The sequence below is a fragment of the Haloactinopolyspora alba genome (assembly GCF_003014555.1).
Classification (GTDB): Bacteria; Actinomycetota; Actinomycetes; order Jiangellales; family Jiangellaceae; genus Haloactinopolyspora; species Haloactinopolyspora alba.
The window spans coordinates 200,157-219,022 of the sequence record NZ_PYGE01000003.1 but is presented as its reverse complement, the minus strand read 5'-3'; the positions used below and the strand labels follow the sequence as shown (position 1 = coordinate 219,022).

Here is an 18,866-nt window from a genome sequence, read left to right as displayed (position 1 = left end):
CCCGCGGCTCGCTCGTTCCTCGCTCGCCGATGCCCGTCGGCACCATGGACGCGGATCTCCCAACCGCCCTGCGCTGCTCGTCCACGTCTGCCGCGTCGGCGGTCCCCGGTCGCGACCCGGCGCATCCTCGTGCGTCACAGCGCTAGGGCCGTTCACACGCACGTGGATCACCCGATACGCGACCCCTCGACGTCGTCAGGCGGCGTCGAACCGTCTCGGCGGGTCACACCGTCGTGTCTGCCGGCGGGCCGGACTCGGCGAAGGGCCCCTGCTCGGGCCGCAGCGAATAGAGCACCTCGTACACCTCTGGGCGGACCTCGACCGCGTCGTAGGCGGTAGGGATGGTGCGGGCCAACTCGGTCTCCCGGAACGCGTCGAGCGCCCGCCGGCTCTCGAAGAAGTAGATGCCGCACACGTCGCCGTTGGAGCTGTCGCGGCCGTAGACCTTCTGCAGGAGACCGGGCACGTCACGGAAGCGGGGCCGCCGTTCCAGGAGACGCCGCTCGAACTCCTGTGCGTCGAGTCCGGACGTGATCCGGACGAAGAGGATGGCGGACATGGAGTCACCTCGATCCTCGGAAACCCCTGAGCAGAGTCTAGTGGTCACCTCTGAAGATCACGACCGGCAGCCGGAGCACGGTCCCCGGGCACGTCAGTCGCTGGCGTCGGCGGCCTCGGCCAGCTGCGGGACGTAGTCGTCGAGCATCCACGGGATCGACAGCACGGTCGGCGCGGAGCTGGCCATCACGTACGACTCGCCGACGATCGGCGCGAACGCTCCGCGGGCGATCGCGGGGTTCTGCGAGAACAGCGGGTCGGAGGCGAAGTCGTCGGCGGTGGCCTCGTCGTCGAACCAGGCGACCATGATGTCGCTCTCGATGTCGGCGGCGAGCTCACCGCTGACGTAGTAGTAGAACGAGTCGCCGGTCGCGTTCTCGTCGACGTACGGCGCCACCTCCAGCCCGAGGTCGGTCAGCAGGGACACCCGGACGTCGTCGGAGGTGTAGACCCCGAGCTGGCCGTCGTCCTCAGTGGCGTAGACGAACGTCTTGCCGTCCAGCTGGGGGTACTGCGCCGCCTTCTCGTCGAGGTACGCCTCGGTGTCGGCGACGAGCTTCTCCGCCTGCGCGGTCCGGCCCAGCGCCTCGCCCGCCAGCCGGGCCTGATCCTGCCACGAGGTTGACCAGGTCTTCTCCGGGTAGGCCACCGTCGGGGCGATCTGGCTGAGCGTCTCGTACTCCGTGGAGTCGAGCCCGGAGTTCAGTGCGAGGATCAGGTCCGGATCGGCCTCGGCGATGGCCTCGTACGGGATCTCCTGGCCGTTGGACGGCAGGATGGTCGGCGTCTCGTTGTCGCCCAGCGCCTCGCGGGTCCAGGGCAGCACTCCCTCGTCGTCGCCGCCGTACTCGAAGGCGGGCATCGCGACCGGGACGACGCCGAGGGCGAGCGCGGCGTCCTGGCTGGACCACCCCCAGGTGACGACGCGCTGCGGCTCGGAGTCGATGGTGGTCTCGCCGAGCGCGTGCTCGACCGTGACCGGGAAGGCGTCGCCGGCGGCCGGAGCGGATGCGGGGTCCGACGCCGGGCCGTCCGCCGATGCGGTGGTGTCGTCGGCCGGGCCACAGGCGCCGGTCACGAGCACCCCCAGCGTCAGCGCGGCGAGCAGACGGACACGACGGCGTCGGGTGAGGGCGTGCACGGCGGCCTTCCTGAAGCGTGGACGAACCGGATGACGCCCAAGTTAGCTTAGGTATACCTAATGTCGCATCTCCGCCGATGTGGTCCGCGTCACCGCGGCTCGACCGTGCCGGTGAGTCCGCAGGCCGCGACCCAGCGCGGATCGTCGTGGTGGACGGCCGTGTGCCCGCGGTCGACGAAGGCGCGCGCGTCCTCGATGGCGCCGGCCAGCACGTCGTGCAGAACCTGGTCCGGGTCGGGGATGCACGCCTGCGCGATGCCCTCGACGGACGTGCGCACGGCGGTCGGGGCGGCGTAACGCTGGAAGCCCTTCACCGTGGTCGGCTCTTCGGCGGCGAACCCGCGAGCCCACCTGGCGGCATCCGGCGCCTTGGCCATCGCGACGATGCTGCGGTCGGTCATGCGCTGGTCCGTGCGGTGGTCGAGCTGCTTGAGCACCCGCTCGGCCGCCAGCACTGCGACCGCCAGCACGCGCTGGCGCTCGGCGGAGGCCACCGGCAGTGCGGTCGTCGCCGCGCGCAGTGCCACCCGTGCGTCCAGCCGTGGGTCGTCGGAGTTCAGGCCGATGACGCTGGGAATCATCGGCGCGAGCCGTGGCCGGTAGTCGTCCGAGACGGTGTCGTTGACCAGCCGGGCGACGGCGGCGAGCAGCGGGTGGGTGCACGACGGGTGGTCGCTCCATCGCTCGCCGGCCAGGTAGGACGCGAACTCCATGAAGCATGCGCCCTTGCGGGCCGAGCGGTGCTTGCCCCGCGACAGCACGGGTAGTGCGACAGGGGCGTCGGTGCGGAAGCCAGACATGGTGGGCACCCCGGAAGTATCGGCGAGACCTGTCGGTCCCAGTCTGCTCCGAACGTGGGCCGGATTCCACCGAATTTCGGCCCTGTTCGGCCCGTGGGTCAGAAGCCCCGCACGCGATCGATGCGCACTCGCAGCGGCACCGAGTAGGTGCGGCCGAACGCTTCCTGGCTGCCGCTGATGTGTGTCATCGCGTCGCCGTACTTGGCGACGTACTCGGGTAGCTCGTGCGCACTCGGAGTCTGCTCGTCGATTTCCGCGCGTCCGGTGAGGACGATGACGTTGCCGCCGGAGTCGTCGCTGTTGAGGTGCAGAGACACCGGTGGGTGTTGTCGGAGGGCGGGCACGCGACGTGCGGAGTGGTAGTTGTAGATCACCACGGCGTCGCCGGTCCAGAGGAACCAGACGGGGTTCGGTCGCGGCGTCCCGCTGCTGCCGACGGTCGTCAGCCAGATCACTTGCTCGTCGCGCAGACGTTCACGGACTCGGCGGCCGAATGCGGTCTCGGCGTCGGGAAACACGTCACTCATGGGGACACCGTAGACCCGGATGGCGTCAACTGGGATTGACATCTACCGCGTGTCACCTTACGTTGACAGTATGTCCGAGACAGAGGCACGAGAGGCGGTCGATGCCGCGTCCGCCGCGATGAACGGCGACCCGCAGGTCGGCCTGCGCGCGGTCGCCGCGCTCCGGCGGCTGGTCGAGCGGCTCGAGGCGCTGCAGGTACGGGCCGCGCGGCAGCAGGGCTGGGCGTGGGAAGAGATCGGCGCGGCGCTCGGGGTCAGCAGGCAGGCCGTGCACAAGAAGTACGCCAGGAGGTAGGGCGATGTTCAACCGGTTCACCGACCAAGCCAAGAACGCGGTGATCGAGGCACAGCGTGAGGCACGCGAGCTGCGAAACCCCTGGATCGGCACCGAGCACCTGCTGCTCGCGCTGCTCAGGGAACCCGAGGCGCCGGGTGCGGCGACGCTGAGCAGGCTCGGCGTCACGGCCGACTCCTGCCGCGAGACGATCGCGACGTTGCCGGGCACGGGCGGCGAGGTGCTGGACGAGCAGGACGGCGAGGCCCTGCGTGCGTTCGGGATCGACCTCGACGAGGTGCGCCGACGCACCGAGGAGACCTTCGGTCCGGGCGCGCTCGACGCGGCGCCCGCGGACCCGGATGATCACGAGACACGGCGGCTGGGGCGCCGGCGGCGGCGTTCGGGGGAGCGCCCACGAGGACACATCCCGTTCACGCGGGCGGCGAAGAAGGCACTGGAGCTCTCGTTGCGCGAGGCGGTCGCGTTGAAGGACCGGGACGTGGGCAGCGAGCACATCCTCCTCGGAGTCCTCCGCAGCGACGACGACACGACCGCCGCGCTGCTCCAGAAGCTCGACCTGGCGCGCGACGACGTGCGGTCGGCGGTCATGGCCGACCGGCGCGACGCCGCGTAGGGAGGTGCCGTCGTGGCCGCGTCGCGAGCCGCGAGCCGTGAGCCGTCGCCGAGTTCGACGTCGCCTCCTCACCGGTGCACCGCGAGCCCGGCGACGACGAGGAGCACTCCGGCGACCTCGGGGGCACTGGGGACCTGGCGGAGCACCAGCAGCCCGATGAGCACGGCGGTCACGGGCAGCAGCGAGAGCATCAGGGCGAACGTCGCCCGGGGCAGCCGGGCCATGGCGAGCTGGTCGCAGATGTACGGGACGACCGACGAACAGATGCCTACACCGGCGGCAGCGGCGAGCACGACCGGCTCCGTGGCCGCGGCTGCCGCGTCCGCGACGCCCACGGGGGCCACGACGACCGTCGCCACCAGCATCGCCGCGCCGAGCCGGTCGATGCCCGCCGCGCCCCCGTCGCGGGCGATGCGGTGCCCGAGCACCACGTACAGCAGGAACAGGGCACTGTTGCCGAACGCGAAGGCCAGCCCCCACGGCTCGGCCACCAGGTGTACGTCCGTCAGCAGGCCGACACCGGCGACCACCAGCACGAGAGCGGCCGCGTTACGGCGCGAGCGCACCGCGACGGTCGCGAGCAGCACGGGGCCGAGAAACTCGACGGCTCCGACGGTGCCCAGCGGCAGGCGCTGCAGAGCCAGGTAGAACAGGCTGTTCATCACGCCCAGCACCACGCCCATGGCCAGGAGCAACCGCCGCTGCCGGGCTCCTGCGGACCGCACGGCACGCCACGGCCGGCGCCAGGCGGCGAACACGGCCGCCGCCGTCGCGACACGCAGCCACGCGACGCCGAGCGGCTCGACCCGCGCGAACAGCAGCACGGCGAACGCGGGGCCCAGGTAGTGGAAGACCGCGCTGGTGACGAAGTACGCCGCAGGCGGGACCCGCTCCGCGGCGCCCCGGACGCTCGTCGCCGTTCCGGGCATCCTCATGAGCTTGATGATCACAAAGACGAACCGGCGCCAACATGACGAAACAGGAGGCGAGTACCGTGAATGTTTTCAGCTTCAACGTGTTGGGCCGGGCTATCATGACGATGCAGAAAATGGATCCACAGGACCGCGCGATCGTCGCCGAACTGGCCGGTGACCCGCGAATGGCGACGGCCGAACTGGCCCGCCGGGTCGGCCTGTCGGTGCCCACGGTCCGCGACCGGGTGCGGCGACTCGGTGACTCCGGGGTGATCCGCGGATACCGGCTGGACGTCGACCCCGCCGCGCTCGGATACCCGGTGGCCGCGTTCGTGCGGGTGCGCCCGGGCCCTGGTCAACTACCGCGGATCGTCGAACTGGCCGAGCAACTTCCGCAGGTCTCCGAATGCCACCGCATCACCGGTGAGGACTGTTTCCTGATCAAGGTCCACGCCACCGGCGTCGACGCGTTCGAGGAGGTCCTCGACAGGTTCCTGCTGCACGGGCAGACCACGACGTCGATCATCCAGTCGACGCCGGTGCCGCCGCGCATCCCGGGCCTGGACGGCGACGACGGCCCCGCCGGCGGCGCGGCGACGACGGTGTGAGGCAGGTGTCGCCATGACGACACCATCGACGCACCGAGCTGGCGGTCACAGGGGATAGGGTGGCAGACGTACCGATCGGCCGGGGTGCCCGTACCGTGGGGCTGAGATCACACCCGCCGAACCTGATCCGGGTCGTGCCGGCGCAGGGAGCCGAAGGCGGTCGCGACGGTGGGCCGAGCGTCCATCACGTCCGGGACCGGTGACTGCTCCCTCCCGGTTGGAGAGGAGCTTGTGACACCCATGCCGACACCAGCGGTCATCTCGGTGGCCGGGTCGGACCCGTCCGGTGGAGCCGGGATCCAGGCCGACCTCAAGACGTTCTCCGCGCTCGGCGTGTACGGCGGCGCCGTGATCACCGCGCTGACAGCGCAGAACACGCGCGGCGTCACGGGGGTGCACCCCGTGCCGGCGTCGTTCGTGACCGAACAGCTCGACGCGCTGTTCGACGACCTCGACGTCCGGGCGGTCAAGACCGGCATGCTCGGAGGTCCGGACGTGGTCCGCGCCGTGGCCGAGGCGGTCGTGCGCCACGACGTGACCAACCTCGTCGTCGACCCGGTCATGGTGGCGACGTCGGGGGATCAGCTGATCTCCGACGAGACCGCCGAGGTGATCCGGGACGAGCTCGTTCCGCTCGCGACCGTCCTGACGCCGAACCTCGCGGAGGCGGGGGTGCTGCTGGGGCTTCCTAACGTCGACGCCGAGCACGCGCCGGGCGCGGCCGCGGCGCTGCACAAGCACGGACCCGCGGTGGTCGTGAAGGGCGGGCACGACGACGGCCCGGACGCCGTGGACGTGCTCGTCGACGACGACGGCGCCATCGAGCTGCGGATCGCCCGCGTCGACACCCGCAACACGCACGGCACAGGATGCACGTTCTCGTCGGCCATCGCGGCTGGGCTGGCCGAGGGCCGGCCGCTGCGCGAGGCGGTCGACGGCGCGAAGACGTACGTCACCGAAGCCCTGCGCGCCGCCGACCTGCTGGACGTCGGCTCCGGGCACGGTCCGGTGCACCACTTCCACGCGTGGTGGAAGCTGGCCGGCGTCGAGGAGGGTCGATGACCTTCTCCGCCGAGGCGTGGGAACGCGCCGCGCCGTGGTACGACGCCATCCTGGCGCACCCGTTCGTCCGCGAGCTGGGTGCGGGGACGCTCGACCGCGGGATCTTCCTGCGCTACATCGTCGACGACGCGCACTACCTGTCCCGCTACTCGCGGGCGCTGGCCACCACCGCGGCACGCTGGCCGGACCCGGCCGGCTCCGCGGTCATCGCCCGGTTCGCGGCCGGGGCCGTCGAGGCAGAGCGCGAGCTGCACAAGACGCTGCTCGACGACGCGGGCCGGGACGTCGACGACCTGGCCGCCGAGCCGACGCCGACCTGCCTCGCCTACGTGAACACGCTGCAGTCCGACGCCTCGCTGGCGCCGGTGGCGGTGTCGCTGGCCGGGCTGCTGCCGTGCTTCCGGATCTACAACGAGGTCGGACAGCAGCTCGCGGGTGTGCTCGCCGAGCAGCCGGAGCATCCGTACGCGGCCTGGTTGAGCATGTACGGCGACCCGGCCTTCGCCGAGGACACCCGCCGTGCCGAGACGTTGGCCGACGAGCACCTCGACGCCGACCCGGGTGCGCACGCGGCGATGCACGACGCGTACGCACGCGCGGTGCGCTTCGAGTGGATGTTCTGGGACGCGTCCTGGCGAGGGGAATCCTGGCCGGATGCGGCCGGTGCGGCGTGACGGCACCGGGTGCGAGGATGCGGACCGGTTCACATGGGCGTTACACTCAATGCCGACCGCCGGGCCCAGTGTCGCGCTCGCAGGAACGCTCGCACGACACCTGCCGGAGGTTGGATTCCACGTGAGCAAACCCGTCGTACTCATCGCTGAACAGCTGTCGCCCGCCACGGTCGACGCGCTCGGCCCGGACTTCGAGATCCGCTCGGTCGACGGCGCCGACCGGGACGCGCTGCTGCCGGCCATCGCCGACGTCGACGCCATCCTGGTCCGTAGCGCCACCAAGGTCGACGCCGAGGCCATCGAGGCAGCGAAGAACCTCAAGGTCATCGCGCGCGCCGGCGTCGGCCTCGACAACGTCGACGTCAAGGCCGCCACCCAGGCCGGCGTCATGGTCGTCAACGCGCCGACCTCCAACATCACCAGCGCCGCGGAGCTGGCCATCGGCCTGCTGCTGGCGACGGCCCGCAACATCGCCCCGGCCAACCAGGCCCTCAAGGACGGGGAGTGGAAGCGCAGCAAGTACGCCGGCGAGGAGCTGTTCGAGAAGACGGTCGGCGTCGTGGGCCTCGGCCGCATCGGCGTGCTGGTCGCGCAGCGGCTCGCGGCGTTCGGCATGGACGTCATCGCCTACGACCCGTTCGTGCCGGCCGCGCGCGCCGCGCAGCTCGGTGTGCGCAGCGTGTCCCTGGACGAGCTGCTGGCCGAGAGCGACTTCATCACCGTCCACCTGCCCAAGACGCCGGAGACCGTCGGCCTCATCGGTGACCAGGCGCTGCGCAAGGTCAAGCCGTCGGTGCGGGTCATCAACGCCGCCCGCGGCGGCATCGTCGACGAGCACGCGCTCGCGGTGGCCCTGAAGGAGGGCCGCGTCGCCGGCGCCGGCATCGACGTGTTCGCTTCCGAGCCGTGCACCGAGTCGCCGCTGTTCGACTTCGAGTCCGTCGTGGTCACGCCGCACCTCGGTGCGTCGACGGCCGAGGCGCAGGAGAAGGCGGGCATCTCGGTGGCCAAGTCGGTCCGGCTGGCGCTCGCCGGCGAGCTGGTGCCGGACGCGGTGAACGTCAAGGGCGGCGCCATCGCCGAGGAGGTCCGCCCGGGCATCCCGCTGGCGGAGAAGCTGGGCCGGATCTTCACCGCCCTGGCCGGTGGCGTCGCCACGCAGCTGGACGTCGAGGTACGCGGCGAGATCACCGCGCACGACGTGAAGATCCTCGAGCTGGCCGCGCTGAAGGGCGTGTTCGCCGAGGTCGTCGAGGACCCGGTGTCCTACGTCAACGCCCCGGTGATCGCCGGTGACCGCGGCGTCGAGGTGCGGCTGGTGACCCACGAGGACTCGCCGGACTACCGCAACCTGGTGACCGTGCGCGGTGTGCTGGCCGACGGCCGTTCGGTGTCGGTGTCGGGCACCCTGTCGGGCGTCAAGCAGGTGGAGAAGATCGTCGAGGTGCTCGGCTACGACCTCGAGGCGTTCCCGTCCGAGCACATGGCGTTCTTCCGGTACAACGACCGTCCGGGCGCGGTCGGCGCCGTCGGCCGGGTGCTCGGCGAGGCGGACGTGAACATCGCCGGCATGCAGGTCAGCCGGGACACCAAGGGCGGACACGCGCTGGTGGCCATGACCGTCGACCAGGCGCTGCCGGGCCAGGTGCTCGACGACGTCGTCGCGGCCATCGGCGCCGAGTGGGGCCGCACGGTCGACCTCGAGGACTGATCGGTCCCGCGAACCACCGAACGTCCGTGGGCCCGGCGCATTCGGCGCCGGGCCCACGGACGTTTCACGGTTGCGACGCGGTGTCGACCGGTCTGGGTGAGGCGGGAGTCGTGGCGCTGCTGATCGCTTCTTGATTGGTGAGACAAAGAGCCAAAAGGCGAGACACTGCTGACGTGGTTGCGCTAGCGTGGCCCGCATCATGTCGTGGACGGTACGAATTCTTCGCTGCCGCGACGGGGCCCGCTAAGGTCGGCACCTCGTCGCGGAGTCCGGCATGTCCGCCGACCGCACCGTTGCACTTTCGCACGAGTGGCAACCCGACGGTCCGCGACCCGGTCGCCGTCGGCCGCGATCGCACACCTCGTCCACGAGACCGGACGTGCCGGCCGCGGCAGGGCAGGGTTCGACCACGCGGTGATCCCGCGCACGGCCGAGCATGCCGCTGCTCGTCGAGATCCGACAGCGTAGCGATACGCAGAGCACGAGTTGATCATGAAGGACGAAAAGAAGCACCACGGCGAGCAGCCCACGCAGAACGCGGTGCAGGAGGCGATGGATCGCCGCGACAACGGCGGCGAGACCTCCCGCTGACGCGCGGCTTCCGGTGATCATCAGGGGTCCGCTGTCGCCCTGGCCGTAGCGGATCCCTGACGATCACGCCGGGTGGCGCCGTCGTGTCCGTATCGCGGGACGCAGCAGCCGTATGGTGGACGTCGGTCGTACCGTGTGCGCATGTCGCGCAGCATCAACCTGGCAGTGATTCCCGGTGACGGCATCGGCCCCGAGGTCGTCACCGAAGGCCTGAAAGTGCTGGACGCCGCACTGGACGGCACCGACGTCAAGGTCGACACGACCACGTACGACCTCGGCGCCCGGCGCTGGCACGACACCGGCGAGACGCTCCCGGACTCCACGCTGGTCGAGCTCCGCGAGCACGACGCGATCGTACTGGGTGCGGTCGGCGATCCGGGCGTACCCAGCGGTGTGCTGGAGCGCGGTCTGCTGCTGCGGCTGCGATTCGAGCTGGACCATTACGTCAACCTGCGGCCGTCGCGGCTGTTCCCCGGCGTCTCGTCGCCACTGAGCGAACCGGGCGAGGTGGACTTCGTCGTCGTCCGCGAGGGGACCGAGGGCCCGTACGTCGGCAACGGGGGAGCGCTGCGGGTCGACACCCCGCACGAGGTCGCGAACGAGGTCAGCGTGAACACGGCGTTCGGCGTCGAGCGCGTGGTCCGCGACGCGTTCGCCCGCGCCCAGGCGCGCCCGCGCCGCAAGCTCACCTACGTGCACAAGCACAACGTGCTGGTGCACGCGGGGCACCTGTGGCGGCGCACCGTCGAGCGGGTGGCACAGGAGTACCCGGACGTCGCCGTCGACTACCTGCACGTGGACGCGGCGACGATCTTCCTCGTCACCGACCCGGCCCGGTTCGACGTCATCGTGACCGACAACCTGTTCGGCGACATCATCACCGACCTCGCGGCGGCGATCACCGGCGGCATCGGTCTCGCGGCCAGCGGGAACGTCAACCCGGACCGGTCCGCGCCGTCGATGTTCGAGCCGGTGCACGGCTCGGCGCCGGACATCGCCGGGCAGGGCGTGGCCGACCCCACCGCCACCGCGGTGTCGGTGGCCCTGCTGCTGGACCACCTGGGCCTGCCGGAGCGTTCCGAGCGGGTGCTCGAGGCCGTCGGTGCCGACCTGGGCGCGCGCGGTTCGGCGCCGCGGTCGACGAGCGAGGTCGGCGACGCACTGGCCGCCCGCGTCACTCCATGATCATCGGCACTTTCCGGCTCTCCTGGCGGCAAAGTGCCGATGATCATCGGAGATGGCGCGCAGTTGCTGCGGCGATGAACCCTGCGTGAAGCCTGCCGAGTGAGCCGCTCGGGCCGTCGATCTCGGCCGCTCGCCCTGGCACCGTGGTGCTCGTGCGCGCGGCTCGCTACGGCACCGGACCCGACCTGCTGGCGATCGCCCATCGCGGCGGCGCCGGCCTCGCACCCGAGAACACCCTCGCGGCGTTCGAGCGCTCGTACGCGCTCGGCCTGCGCTACCTGGAGACCGACGTCCGTGTCACCGCCGACGGCGTCTGCCTGGCCTTCCATGACGCGACGCTGGGCCGGGTGACCGATGGGCGCGGGCAGGTGCGCCGCCGTTCCTGGGACGAGGTCGGCGCGCTGACCGTCGGCGGAACGGCGCACCGGGTCGCGCGCCTGGACGAGGTGCTGACGACCTGGCCGGACGCCTGCTTCGTCATCGACGTCAAGGACGAGGCTGCCATCGGCCCGCTCACCGAGGTTCTGCGCCGCACCCGGGCCGTCGACCGGGTCTGTGTGGCCGGAGCCTGGGACGGCTGGCTGGCACGGCTGCGGGACGAGCTCGGCCCGCAGCTGTCGTGGGCGCTGGGCTGGCGGTCGCTGACCTCGTGGCTGATGCGGTCGCACGCACGGATCGGCCCGCCGCGGGCGCTGCCGCCGGGGGCGTTCGTGCACGTCCCGATGCGGTGGGGTAGGCTTCCGGTATTCATCGACCGTCTGGTCGAAGGCGCCCATGACCTGGGACTTCGCCTCATCGTATGGACGGTCGACGACCCGGATTCGATGCACCGGCTGATCAGCGCAGGCGTCGACGGGATCATCACCGACCGGCCGGACGTGCTGCGCGAGGTGCTGATCGCCGAGGGTCGTTGGCCACGCACCGTTTACGCCGACTGCGACGATCGGTAGCGTTCGGTAGGACGTCCAACTATCAACCCGGCTACCACGACTTTCCGACAAGGGGACCGCACGCCATGACTGCGACCACACCGGCACTGGAATTCTCGACGACGTACTCGTCGACGCCGGTACCGGCGCAGCGACGTGCGCAGATCCTCGCCGACCCGGGCTTCGGGTCGACGTTCACCGACCACATGATCACCGCGACGTGGACGCCCGAAGGCTGGCACGACGCCGGCCTGCGCCCGTACGCGCCGCTGTCGCTCGACCCCGCCACCGCGGTGCTGCACTACGCACAGTCCGTGTTCGAAGGGCTCAAGGCCTACCGGCACGACGACGGCTCGGTCTGGGCGTTCCGTCCCGAGGCGAACGGCTCCCGCATGCTGAAGAGCACGGCACGCATGGCGCTGCCGTCGCTGCCGGCCGAGTCCTTCGTCGAGGCGGTCGACCTGCTGGTGCGTACCGACGCCGAGTGGGTGCCGTCCGGCGGCGAGGCCAGCCTGTACGTGCGGCCGTTCATGTTCGCCTCCGAGGTCTTCCTCGGGGTGCGCCCGGCCCAGCACGTCACCTTCTGCGTCGTCGCGTCGCCCGCCGGGCCGTACTTCTCCTCCGGCGTCAAGCCGGTCGACATCTGGCTGTCGTCGGAGTACACGCGGGCGGCGCCCGGCGGGACCGGCGCGGCGAAGTGCGCCGGCAACTACGCGGCGAGCCTGGTCGCGCAGCAGGAGGCCATCGAGCACGGCTGCGGGCAGGTGTGCTTCCTGGACGCGGTGGAGGGCCGCTGGGTCGAGGAGCTCGGCGGCATGAACCTGTACTTCGTGCGCGCCGACGGCTCGATCGTCACGCCGGAGCTCACCGGGACGATCCTCGAGGGCGTCACCCGCGACTCGATCATCACGCTGGCCGGCGACCGCGGCTACAAGGTCGAGGAGCGGCGCATCTCGATCGACGAGTGGCGCGACGGCGTCGAGTCCGGCGACATCACCGAGGTCTTCGCCTGCGGCACGGCCGCGGTCGTCACCCCGCTGGGCCGGCTGGTCTGGGACGGCGGCGAGGTGTCCACCGGCGACGAGCCGGGCCCGGTCACCCAGGAGATCCGCCAGGCGCTGCTCGACGTCCAGTACGGCCGCGCCGCCGACGCACACGGCTGGATGCACCGCGTCGTCTGACGCCCGGCCGCGGCTCAGCCCGATGTTGCGGTCACCTGATCGTTCTCTCGAGTGTGATCAGGTGACGGATCGGCGACGGAGACGGCGCTGGTGTCACCTGATCGTTTTCGCGTCTGTGGGACCGAAGATGATCAGGTGACACTTGGCCGTTCGGACGCCGCGGCGTGTCACCTGATCATCGTGTGTCCGCATGGTGGAGATGATCAGGTGACACAGGAGCCGGCGTCCGGGAGGCGGTCGCTGTCGGTCGTTCCCGGACACGATTGGGCGTCCGTACCCACAAGGGCCCGGTTCGTGTGGCATACTGCGTAGCAATGACTCTGTTCGCCATCATTATGTGAGCGCGCCGGCACCAGCACCACGCCAGGCGCGCAGACCCTTCGCATCGTGCGAAGGGTTTTTTGTTTGTTGCCCCCGGACCCCCACCACGACAGTGAGGATCGATCGTGACCAGCGCAGGTGACCCAGCAAGTACCGTGAACCCGGAGCGGTTCCACGTCTACGACACGACGCTGCGCGACGGCGCCCAGCAGGAGGGGCTGTCGCTGTCCGTGCACGACAAGCTCGCGATCGCGGGCCACTTGGACGAGCTCGGCGTGGGGTTCATCGAAGGGGGCTGGCCCGGTGCCGTGCCGAAGGACACCGAGTTCTTCCGGCGTGCCCGCACCGAGCTCGATCTCAGCAGCGCGACGCTGGCGGCGTTCGGCTCCACCCGCCGGGCCGGGGTCAGGGCCGTCGACGACGAGCAGGTGCGCGCCCTGCTCGACGCCGAGACGCCCGTCGTCACGCTGGTGGCCAAGAGCCACGCGGGTCACGTGGAGCGTGCGCTGCGGACCACGCTCGACGAGAACCTGGCGATGATCGGCGACACCGTGTCGTTCCTGGTCGGCGAGGGGCGCCGGGTGTTCGTCGACGCCGAGCACTTCTTCGACGGGCACCGGTTGAACCCGGAGTACGCCGTCGGGGCCGTCCGTGCCGCGGCGCAGGCCGGAGCCGAGGTCGTCGTGCTGTGCGACACCAACGGCGGGATGCTGCCGGACGACGTCCGCTCCGTGGTCGAGGCCGTGGCCGCCGCCGACGGCGTCCGGCTGGGCATGCACGCCCACAACGACACCGGATGCGCGGTGGCGAACTCGCTGGCCGCCGTCGACGCCGGAGCGACCCACGTGCAGGGTACCGTCAACGGCACCGGCGAGCGCACCGGCAACGCCGACCTCATCACCGTGATCGCGAACCTGCAGCTCAAGCGCGGCCGCCGGGTGGTGCCGGACGAGGCGTTGCCCGAGTCCACCCGGATCGCGCACGCCGTCTCCGAGGTCACGAACATCGTGCCGTACTCCCGCCAGCCCTACGTCGGCGCCAGTGCGTTCGCGCACAAGGCGGGACTGCACGCCAGCGCCATCAAGGTCGACCCGGACCTCTACCAGCACACGGACCCGGCACTGGTCGGCAACGACATGCGGCTGCTGGTCTCGGACATGGCCGGGCGCGCCAGCGTGGAGCTCAAGAGCCGTGAGCTGGGCTACGACGTCTCGGGCGACCGGGAGCTGGTGACGCGGCTGACCCAGCGGGTCAAGGAGCGTGAGGCGGCGGGCTACACGTTCGAGGCCGCCGACGCCTCGTTCGAGCTGCTGCTCCGCGCCGAGCTGGACGGCAGTCCGGTCACGTTCTTCGACGTGGAGTCGTGGCGGGTCATCACCGAGTCGCGGCCCGGCGGTGACGCGGTCAGCGAGGCCACCGTCAAACTACGAGCCGGCGGTGAGCGCGCCGTCGTCACGGGCGAGGGCAACGGGCCGGTGAACGCGCTCGACCACGCGCTGCGTACGGCCATCGGGGCGCTCTACCCGGAGATCTCCAAGCTGGAGCTGATCGACTTCCGGGTGCGCATCCTGGACGCCGCACACGGGACCGACGCCACGACGCGGGTGCTGGTCGAGATGACCGACGGCGTCACGTCGTGGGAGACGGTGGGCGTCGGCGCGAACGTCATCGAGGCGTCGTGGGAGGCGCTGGTCGACGCGGTCAGTTACGGACTGCTGCGTCAGGGTGCCAACGGTGTGGAGCCGGTCGCGAGCTGACCGGCTCGACCCGTCCACGTGGGCCCGGTCGGGAAGCCCGGCCCTCCGGCGCCGGGCAATGATCGGGCGTGTTCACGTTGGCTCCCGGTGAGGCGGCTCCACTTCGATGTCGACCTGGAACAGGCCCGCGAGAACCTCGCAACCCGCGCCGTACGCCCATGACGTGTCATCCGCGGTGACGATCTCGATTTCGGGCGGCGGCCGATTGTCGTTTCCGTAGGCTCGGGAGTAAGCGCCGTCGACATGCTCGACCAGGTGCCGGGAGCGAAGGTTGGAGGCGAACGCGATCAGCACTTGGTGCGGCCCGAACATCTTCGCCGCGTTCGCCACCGCGCGTCCCAGAACCGAGCCGGCGTGGGCCAGTGCGGCGCGCAGGTCTGGATCGTCGCCGTCGGCGGCGAGCGACTCGGGCCCGACGACGGAGCCACGCCGCGCCAGTTCGCTCTCGATTCCCCACTGGCTGGCCACGGTCTCGACGCAACCGCTGTTGCCGCAGTGGCATGCTCGACCGTCCTCGCCGGTCAGGTCGACCCGCGTGTGCGCGAGACCACCGGCGGTACCGTCGGCGCCCCGGTAGATCCTCCCACCGACCACGAGCGACATCCCGACGCTCGCGCCAACGTTGACGAGGAGTACGTCGCGCAAGCTGGCTCGCTGGTTGAAGAGGAGAAGGCCGAGAGCGTAGGCGTTCACGTAGTTGTCGATCTCCACCGGGACGCCGAGCCGTTCCGTGAGAATCTCTCGGAGCGGTACGTTCTCCCAGTTGAGAGATCCACTATGGGTGACGAATCCGGTCGAGTGGTTGACGATGCCGGAGACGGCGACCCCGACGCCGATGAACTGCTCGCCGCCGGAGACCCTCGAACGCAGGTCATCGATCGCGTTCTCGATCGCCGCGGCCGCGTCGTCCGGGGATCGACCCTGCCACGGTTGCGTGTGCGTCATGACCACCTCGCCGTTGAGGTTGAGCGCCACCACGTCGACCACGTTCACCGAGAGCCGGACGCCGATGGCTCGCACGCCGCCTTTGCTCAGCATGAGCATCTGTGACGGGCGCCCAGCCGACGTCCGCAACGCGCCCGACTCCTCCAGGTAGCCGGCGAGCATGAGCTTGCCGGTGATGCCCGTCACGGTCGCCGGGCTCAGCCCGGTCGCTTGGGAGATGTTCGCGCGTGACACCGTCCCGTGTCGCCGGACCGTGTCCATGACGAGGGCTTCGTTGATCTCACGAATCAATTGCTTACTGCCCGGCCTTGGCGGCATCGTCGCCTCGCTTCCCTCTTGCGGACGTGCCCCTACGTCACGCGTCCTCGGCTGCATGAGCACGATACTCGTCCGCATCGCGTCGCCCCGTCGTAGCGATCGATCGCGGCGGGGCCCTCCAATGATACTTACTTCGGTCATTGACAAAAATCTCGCGTTCTGACTACCGTCGCCCTCACCTGGCGCGGAGCGCTGGGATGCATCTCGCCGAGACACAGATCGAATCTGGAGCGGCCGTGCAACGAAGCGACGAGATCTCGCCCAGCCAGGGCTGGTCGGCCGTCCTGTGCGTCGCGGAACCCGAACGCGGCGCATTCTTCCCAGCCAGCACGTTGCAGCGCCTCGAGGCACGATGCGATGTGCGCATCGTGGACCGGCAGGTGCTGGACAGCGCTCACGGGTTCGCGCAGTCGTTCGATGGTGTGCAGATCGCGATCACGAGCTGGGGGTTCCCATCGCTGTCCGCGGAACGCCTCGTGCTCGCACCGCAGCTACGCCTGGTCACGCACACTGGCTCGTCGGTAAAGTTCCTGGTCACGGACGAGTTCTGGACGTCCGGCGTGCGGATCTCGCAAGCCGGAGCTGCCATGGCGGCCTCGGTAGCGGAGCTCTCGCTGGCGTTCACGTTGGCGTTGCTCCGACGAATCCCGGAACAGGATCACGCGCTTCACGACGGATCCGAGTGGCAGGTTGCCAGGACGGCGAGACGTGGCGTGGAGATCGCAGGCGCCCGGGTCGGCGTCGTTGGCGCGTCGCGCACCGGACGCAGCTACGTCGAAAGGTGCCAGGCGCTCGGTGCCGACGTGCTCGTCCACGATCCCTACCTGCGCCACGACGACCCGCTGAGCGATCGGTCCGCGACGCTCGAGTCACTGCTGGCCTCGTGCGACGTGGTCGCGATCCATGCCCCGCTGACCGAGGAGTCGAAAGGCATGCTCGGCCGGGGTCAACTGGCATCGATCCGCGACGGCGGCGTCGTCGTCAACACGGCGCGGTCGCCATTGGTCGACATGGACGCTCTCTACGACGAGGCCGCGTCCGGCCGACTCGACGTTGCCCTGGACGTCTTCGACGTCGAACCCCTCCCGCCCGACGATCGCTGGCGGGCCTTGCCGAACGTGCTTCTCACCCCACACCTCGGCGGAGCATCGGTGCAGTCGAGACTCCGCGCCGGACAGATCGTCGTCTCCGAGATCGAGCGCTTCATCTCCGGACGGGCTCTGGAACACGAGGTTCATCGTCCCGCGCTGGAGAGGATCGGATGAGTCGGCCACACGTCACAGGACCGTTCAACGTCCTTCTGATCAACTGTCACGACCTGGGAAGGTTCATCGGACCGTACGGGATATCCACGGTTCACACGCCGAACCTCGACCGGCTCGCCGGGCAGAGTGTCGTGTTCGAGCGGGCCTTCGCGGCTGCCCCGCAATGCAGTCCGTCCAGGGCGGCGCTGTTCACTGGCCGGTACCCGCAGCAGAACGGCGTCCTCGGGCTCACGCACGCGCCTTTCAGCTGGGACCTCCGCGATCCGATGGATCACGTGGCCCATCACCTCGGGAGCGCCGGTTACCACACGGCGTTGGTCGGCGTGCAGCACGAATCACGAGTGCTGGCAGACGACACGGTGGCCCGGCGGCTCGGCTTCGACAGCGTGCGGACCGGCGGCATGGGCGACGTCGTGGCCGACCGCGCTATCGCCGCGCTGTCCGAGTGCGCCGAGTCCGGACAGCCGTTCTACCTGCAGGTCGGCTTCTACGAACCACATCGCATTCCCTCCCGGCGCGACGAGCCGGGCGTGATGGGATTCCTCGGGGACCACATCGACCCGGACGCGTCCCTCGGCGTGACCGTGCCGGACTACCTGTACGACGACGAGACGGCACGCGGGGAAATGGCCGAGCTGCAGGGTGCGGTCCGTTTCATGGACCACCAGGTCGGACGGGTCCTCGACGCCCTCGACACCGCAGGGCTGCGGGAGTCGACGGTGGTCGTCTTCACCACCGACCACGGCCTGGCGTTGCCCCGGGCCAAGTGTGCGCTGTACGACCCAGGGCTCGAGGTTGCTCTCCTGGTACGTGCTCCGTTCCGAGCCGCATGGTCCGGCGTTCGCGTCGATGGCCTGGTGAGTCACGTCGACGTCCGGCCCACCATCCTGGAGCTGCTGGAGTTCCCGCCCGAGACCGGGACGCACGGCAACAGCCTGGTGCCGCTGGTCGAGCAGGGCGCGACCGCCTCCGAACACAGTTACGGCCAGATGACCTACCACAACTACTACGACCCGAAACGATCAGTGCGTTCCGAGACGCACAAGCTCATCGTCAACTTCTCCAACGCGCCGCAGCCGATGGATCCGACACAGTCATGGGCGCGGCGAACGACACCGCGCGAGGTCCGGCGCGACGGCGTCCGCACCTGCCCGCCCGTCGAGCTCTACGACCTCACCTCCGATCCGGGTGAGACGGTCAACCTGGCCGAGAAACATGGACATGCCCATGTCACCGCAGCGCTCGGCGACGCGCTCATGACGTGGATGCGAGAGATGGAAGATCCGCTGATCCACGGGGCTGTGACGTCACCTCAGCACGCTCAGGTACTCGCGACCCTGAAGGAAGTGGTCAAGCCGACGAACGCGCGAACCACGGGACCTCGTGCGGTGCCGCCCGCGACATCCGACGAGCCGGTCCATTGAGCCCCCGTTTCGAGAACGGGCCGAGACCTGTGAGGAGAGAGAGT

18 protein-coding genes and 1 riboswitch are annotated in these 18,866 nt (G+C 70.1%); of the genes, 12 read left to right on the top strand and 6 right to left on the bottom strand.

Annotated features, from left to right (window positions below; genetic code table 11):
• Positions 1 to 223: 223 nt before the first annotated feature.
• The 4 genes from CLV30_RS05815 to CLV30_RS05800 form a co-directional block, all read right to left on the bottom strand.
• Positions 224 to 559 (bottom strand): YdhR family protein, encoded by a 336-nt coding sequence (locus tag CLV30_RS05815; RefSeq protein WP_106536252.1) that lies wholly within the window; start codon positions 557 to 559, stop codon positions 224 to 226.
• A 93-nt stretch (positions 560 to 652) separates the two neighbouring features.
• Entirely contained in the window at positions 653 to 1,699 is a 1,047-nt protein-coding gene (locus CLV30_RS05810; RefSeq protein WP_106536251.1) for an iron-siderophore ABC transporter substrate-binding protein, read from the bottom strand.
• Positions 1,700 to 1,788: 89 nt separating this feature from the next.
• Positions 1,789 to 2,499 carry a hypothetical protein gene (locus tag CLV30_RS05805; RefSeq protein ID WP_420841978.1) on the bottom strand — a complete coding sequence of 237 codons (711 nt, stop codon included), beginning with the start codon at positions 2,497 to 2,499 and terminating at the stop codon, positions 1,789 to 1,791.
• 98 nt (positions 2,500 to 2,597) lie between these two features.
• Complete coding sequence (locus CLV30_RS05800; RefSeq protein ID WP_106536250.1) at positions 2,598 to 3,026, bottom strand: TIGR03667 family PPOX class F420-dependent oxidoreductase; 429 nt, start codon at positions 3,024 to 3,026, stop codon at positions 2,598 to 2,600.
• 70 nt (positions 3,027 to 3,096) lie between these two features.
• On the opposite strand from CLV30_RS05800, the gene CLV30_RS05795 reads away from it, so the two are divergent.
• Both CLV30_RS05795 and CLV30_RS27505 read left to right on the top strand, forming a co-directional pair.
• A complete protein-coding gene (locus CLV30_RS05795) occupies positions 3,097 to 3,321 on the top strand; it encodes a hypothetical protein (protein WP_106536249.1) in 225 nt (74 codons plus the stop codon).
• A gap of 4 nt (positions 3,322 to 3,325) precedes the next feature.
• Entirely contained in the window at positions 3,326 to 3,937 is a 612-nt protein-coding gene (locus tag CLV30_RS27505; RefSeq protein ID WP_106536248.1) for a Clp protease N-terminal domain-containing protein, read from the top strand.
• Positions 3,938 to 4,005: 68 nt separating this feature from the next.
• Here CLV30_RS27505 and CLV30_RS05785 read toward each other — a convergent pair whose 3' ends face one another.
• On the bottom strand, positions 4,006 to 4,872 hold the full coding sequence (locus CLV30_RS05785; protein WP_106536395.1) for an EamA family transporter: 867 nt from the start codon (positions 4,870 to 4,872) through the stop codon (positions 4,006 to 4,008).
• A gap of 113 nt (positions 4,873 to 4,985) precedes the next feature.
• Here CLV30_RS05785 and CLV30_RS05780 point away from each other — a divergent pair, with 113 nt between their 5' ends.
• The 8 genes from CLV30_RS05780 (at position 4,986) to cimA (ending at position 14,870) form a co-directional block, all read left to right on the top strand.
• Positions 4,986 to 5,459, top strand: a complete 474-nt coding sequence (locus CLV30_RS05780) for an Lrp/AsnC family transcriptional regulator (protein WP_106536247.1) — start codon at positions 4,986 to 4,988, stop codon at positions 5,457 to 5,459.
• Between the two features lie 70 nt (positions 5,460 to 5,529).
• Positions 5,530 to 5,625, top strand: a riboswitch (TPP riboswitch).
• A 74-nt stretch (positions 5,626 to 5,699) separates the two neighbouring features.
• Entirely contained in the window at positions 5,700 to 6,521 is an 822-nt protein-coding gene (gene thiD / locus CLV30_RS05775) for a bifunctional hydroxymethylpyrimidine kinase/phosphomethylpyrimidine kinase (RefSeq protein ID WP_106536246.1), read from the top strand.
• The gene (locus CLV30_RS05770; RefSeq protein WP_106536245.1) at positions 6,518 to 7,195 is read left to right on the top strand and encodes a TenA family protein; all 678 of its coding nucleotides are present in this window, start codon (positions 6,518 to 6,520) and stop codon (positions 7,193 to 7,195) included. The genes thiD and CLV30_RS05770 overlap by 4 nt, the downstream gene beginning before the upstream one ends.
• Positions 7,196 to 7,316: 121 nt before the next feature.
• The gene (gene serA, locus CLV30_RS05765; RefSeq protein WP_106536394.1) at positions 7,317 to 8,906 is read left to right on the top strand and encodes a phosphoglycerate dehydrogenase; all 1,590 of its coding nucleotides are present in this window, start codon (positions 7,317 to 7,319) and stop codon (positions 8,904 to 8,906) included.
• A 732-nt stretch (positions 8,907 to 9,638) separates the two neighbouring features.
• A complete protein-coding gene (locus tag CLV30_RS05760) occupies positions 9,639 to 10,682 on the top strand; it encodes a 3-isopropylmalate dehydrogenase (protein ID WP_106536244.1) in 1,044 nt (347 codons plus the stop codon).
• A 152-nt stretch (positions 10,683 to 10,834) separates the two neighbouring features.
• Positions 10,835 to 11,632, top strand: coding sequence for a glycerophosphodiester phosphodiesterase family protein (locus CLV30_RS05755; RefSeq protein WP_165358521.1), 798 nt, complete (start codon positions 10,835 to 10,837; stop codon positions 11,630 to 11,632).
• Between the two features lie 65 nt (positions 11,633 to 11,697).
• Positions 11,698 to 12,792, top strand: a complete 1,095-nt coding sequence (locus CLV30_RS05750; RefSeq protein WP_106536242.1) for a branched-chain amino acid aminotransferase — start codon at positions 11,698 to 11,700, stop codon at positions 12,790 to 12,792.
• Between the two features lie 446 nt (positions 12,793 to 13,238).
• Positions 13,239 to 14,870, top strand: coding sequence for a citramalate synthase (cimA, locus tag CLV30_RS05745; RefSeq protein ID WP_240723226.1), 1,632 nt, complete (start codon positions 13,239 to 13,241; stop codon positions 14,868 to 14,870).
• 72 nt (positions 14,871 to 14,942) lie between these two features.
• Here cimA and CLV30_RS05740 read toward each other — a convergent pair whose 3' ends face one another.
• Complete coding sequence (locus CLV30_RS05740; RefSeq protein ID WP_211300014.1) at positions 14,943 to 16,076, bottom strand: ROK family protein; 1,134 nt, start codon at positions 16,074 to 16,076, stop codon at positions 14,943 to 14,945.
• A gap of 293 nt (positions 16,077 to 16,369) precedes the next feature.
• Between CLV30_RS05740 and CLV30_RS05735 the strand changes: the two genes are divergently transcribed.
• Positions 16,370 to 17,398: a hydroxyacid dehydrogenase gene (locus CLV30_RS05735; protein ID WP_205740637.1), complete on the top strand. Its 1,029-nt coding sequence runs from the start codon at positions 16,370 to 16,372 to the stop codon at positions 17,396 to 17,398.
• Positions 17,395 to 18,822, top strand: a complete 1,428-nt coding sequence (locus CLV30_RS05730; RefSeq protein WP_106536239.1) for a sulfatase family protein — start codon at positions 17,395 to 17,397, stop codon at positions 18,820 to 18,822. Before CLV30_RS05735 ends, CLV30_RS05730 begins: the two co-directional genes overlap by 4 nt.
• The last annotated feature ends 44 nt before the right edge of the window (positions 18,823 to 18,866 follow it).

Bases quoted from the DNA above. Each gene is read 5' to 3' on its own strand.
- CLV30_RS05815 (WP_106536252.1), bottom strand. From the start codon at position 559: ATGTCCGCCATCCTCTTCGTCCGGATCACGTCCGGACTCGACGCACAG.
- CLV30_RS05805 (WP_420841978.1), bottom strand. From the start codon at position 2,499: ATGTCTGGCTTCCGCACCGACGCCCCTGTCGCACTACCCGTGCTGTCG.
- CLV30_RS05800 (WP_106536250.1), bottom strand. From the start codon at position 3,026: ATGAGTGACGTGTTTCCCGACGCCGAGACCGCATTCGGCCGCCGAGTC.
- CLV30_RS05795 (WP_106536249.1), top strand. From the start codon at position 3,097: ATGTCCGAGACAGAGGCACGAGAGGCGGTCGATGCCGCGTCCGCCGCG.
- CLV30_RS27505 (WP_106536248.1), top strand. From the start codon at position 3,326: ATGTTCAACCGGTTCACCGACCAAGCCAAGAACGCGGTGATCGAGGCA.
- CLV30_RS05785 (WP_106536395.1), bottom strand. From the start codon at position 4,872: ATGAGGATGCCCGGAACGGCGACGAGCGTCCGGGGCGCCGCGGAGCGG.
- CLV30_RS05780 (WP_106536247.1), top strand. From the start codon at position 4,986: ATGGATCCACAGGACCGCGCGATCGTCGCCGAACTGGCCGGTGACCCG.
- thiD (WP_106536246.1), top strand. From the start codon at position 5,700: ATGCCGACACCAGCGGTCATCTCGGTGGCCGGGTCGGACCCGTCCGGT.
- CLV30_RS05770 (WP_106536245.1), top strand. From the start codon at position 6,518: ATGACCTTCTCCGCCGAGGCGTGGGAACGCGCCGCGCCGTGGTACGAC.
- CLV30_RS05760 (WP_106536244.1), top strand. From the start codon at position 9,639: ATGTCGCGCAGCATCAACCTGGCAGTGATTCCCGGTGACGGCATCGGC.
- CLV30_RS05750 (WP_106536242.1), top strand. From the start codon at position 11,698: ATGACTGCGACCACACCGGCACTGGAATTCTCGACGACGTACTCGTCG.
- CLV30_RS05740 (WP_211300014.1), bottom strand. From the start codon at position 16,076: ATGGACACGGTCCGGCGACACGGGACGGTGTCACGCGCGAACATCTCC.
- CLV30_RS05730 (WP_106536239.1), top strand. From the start codon at position 17,395: ATGAGTCGGCCACACGTCACAGGACCGTTCAACGTCCTTCTGATCAAC.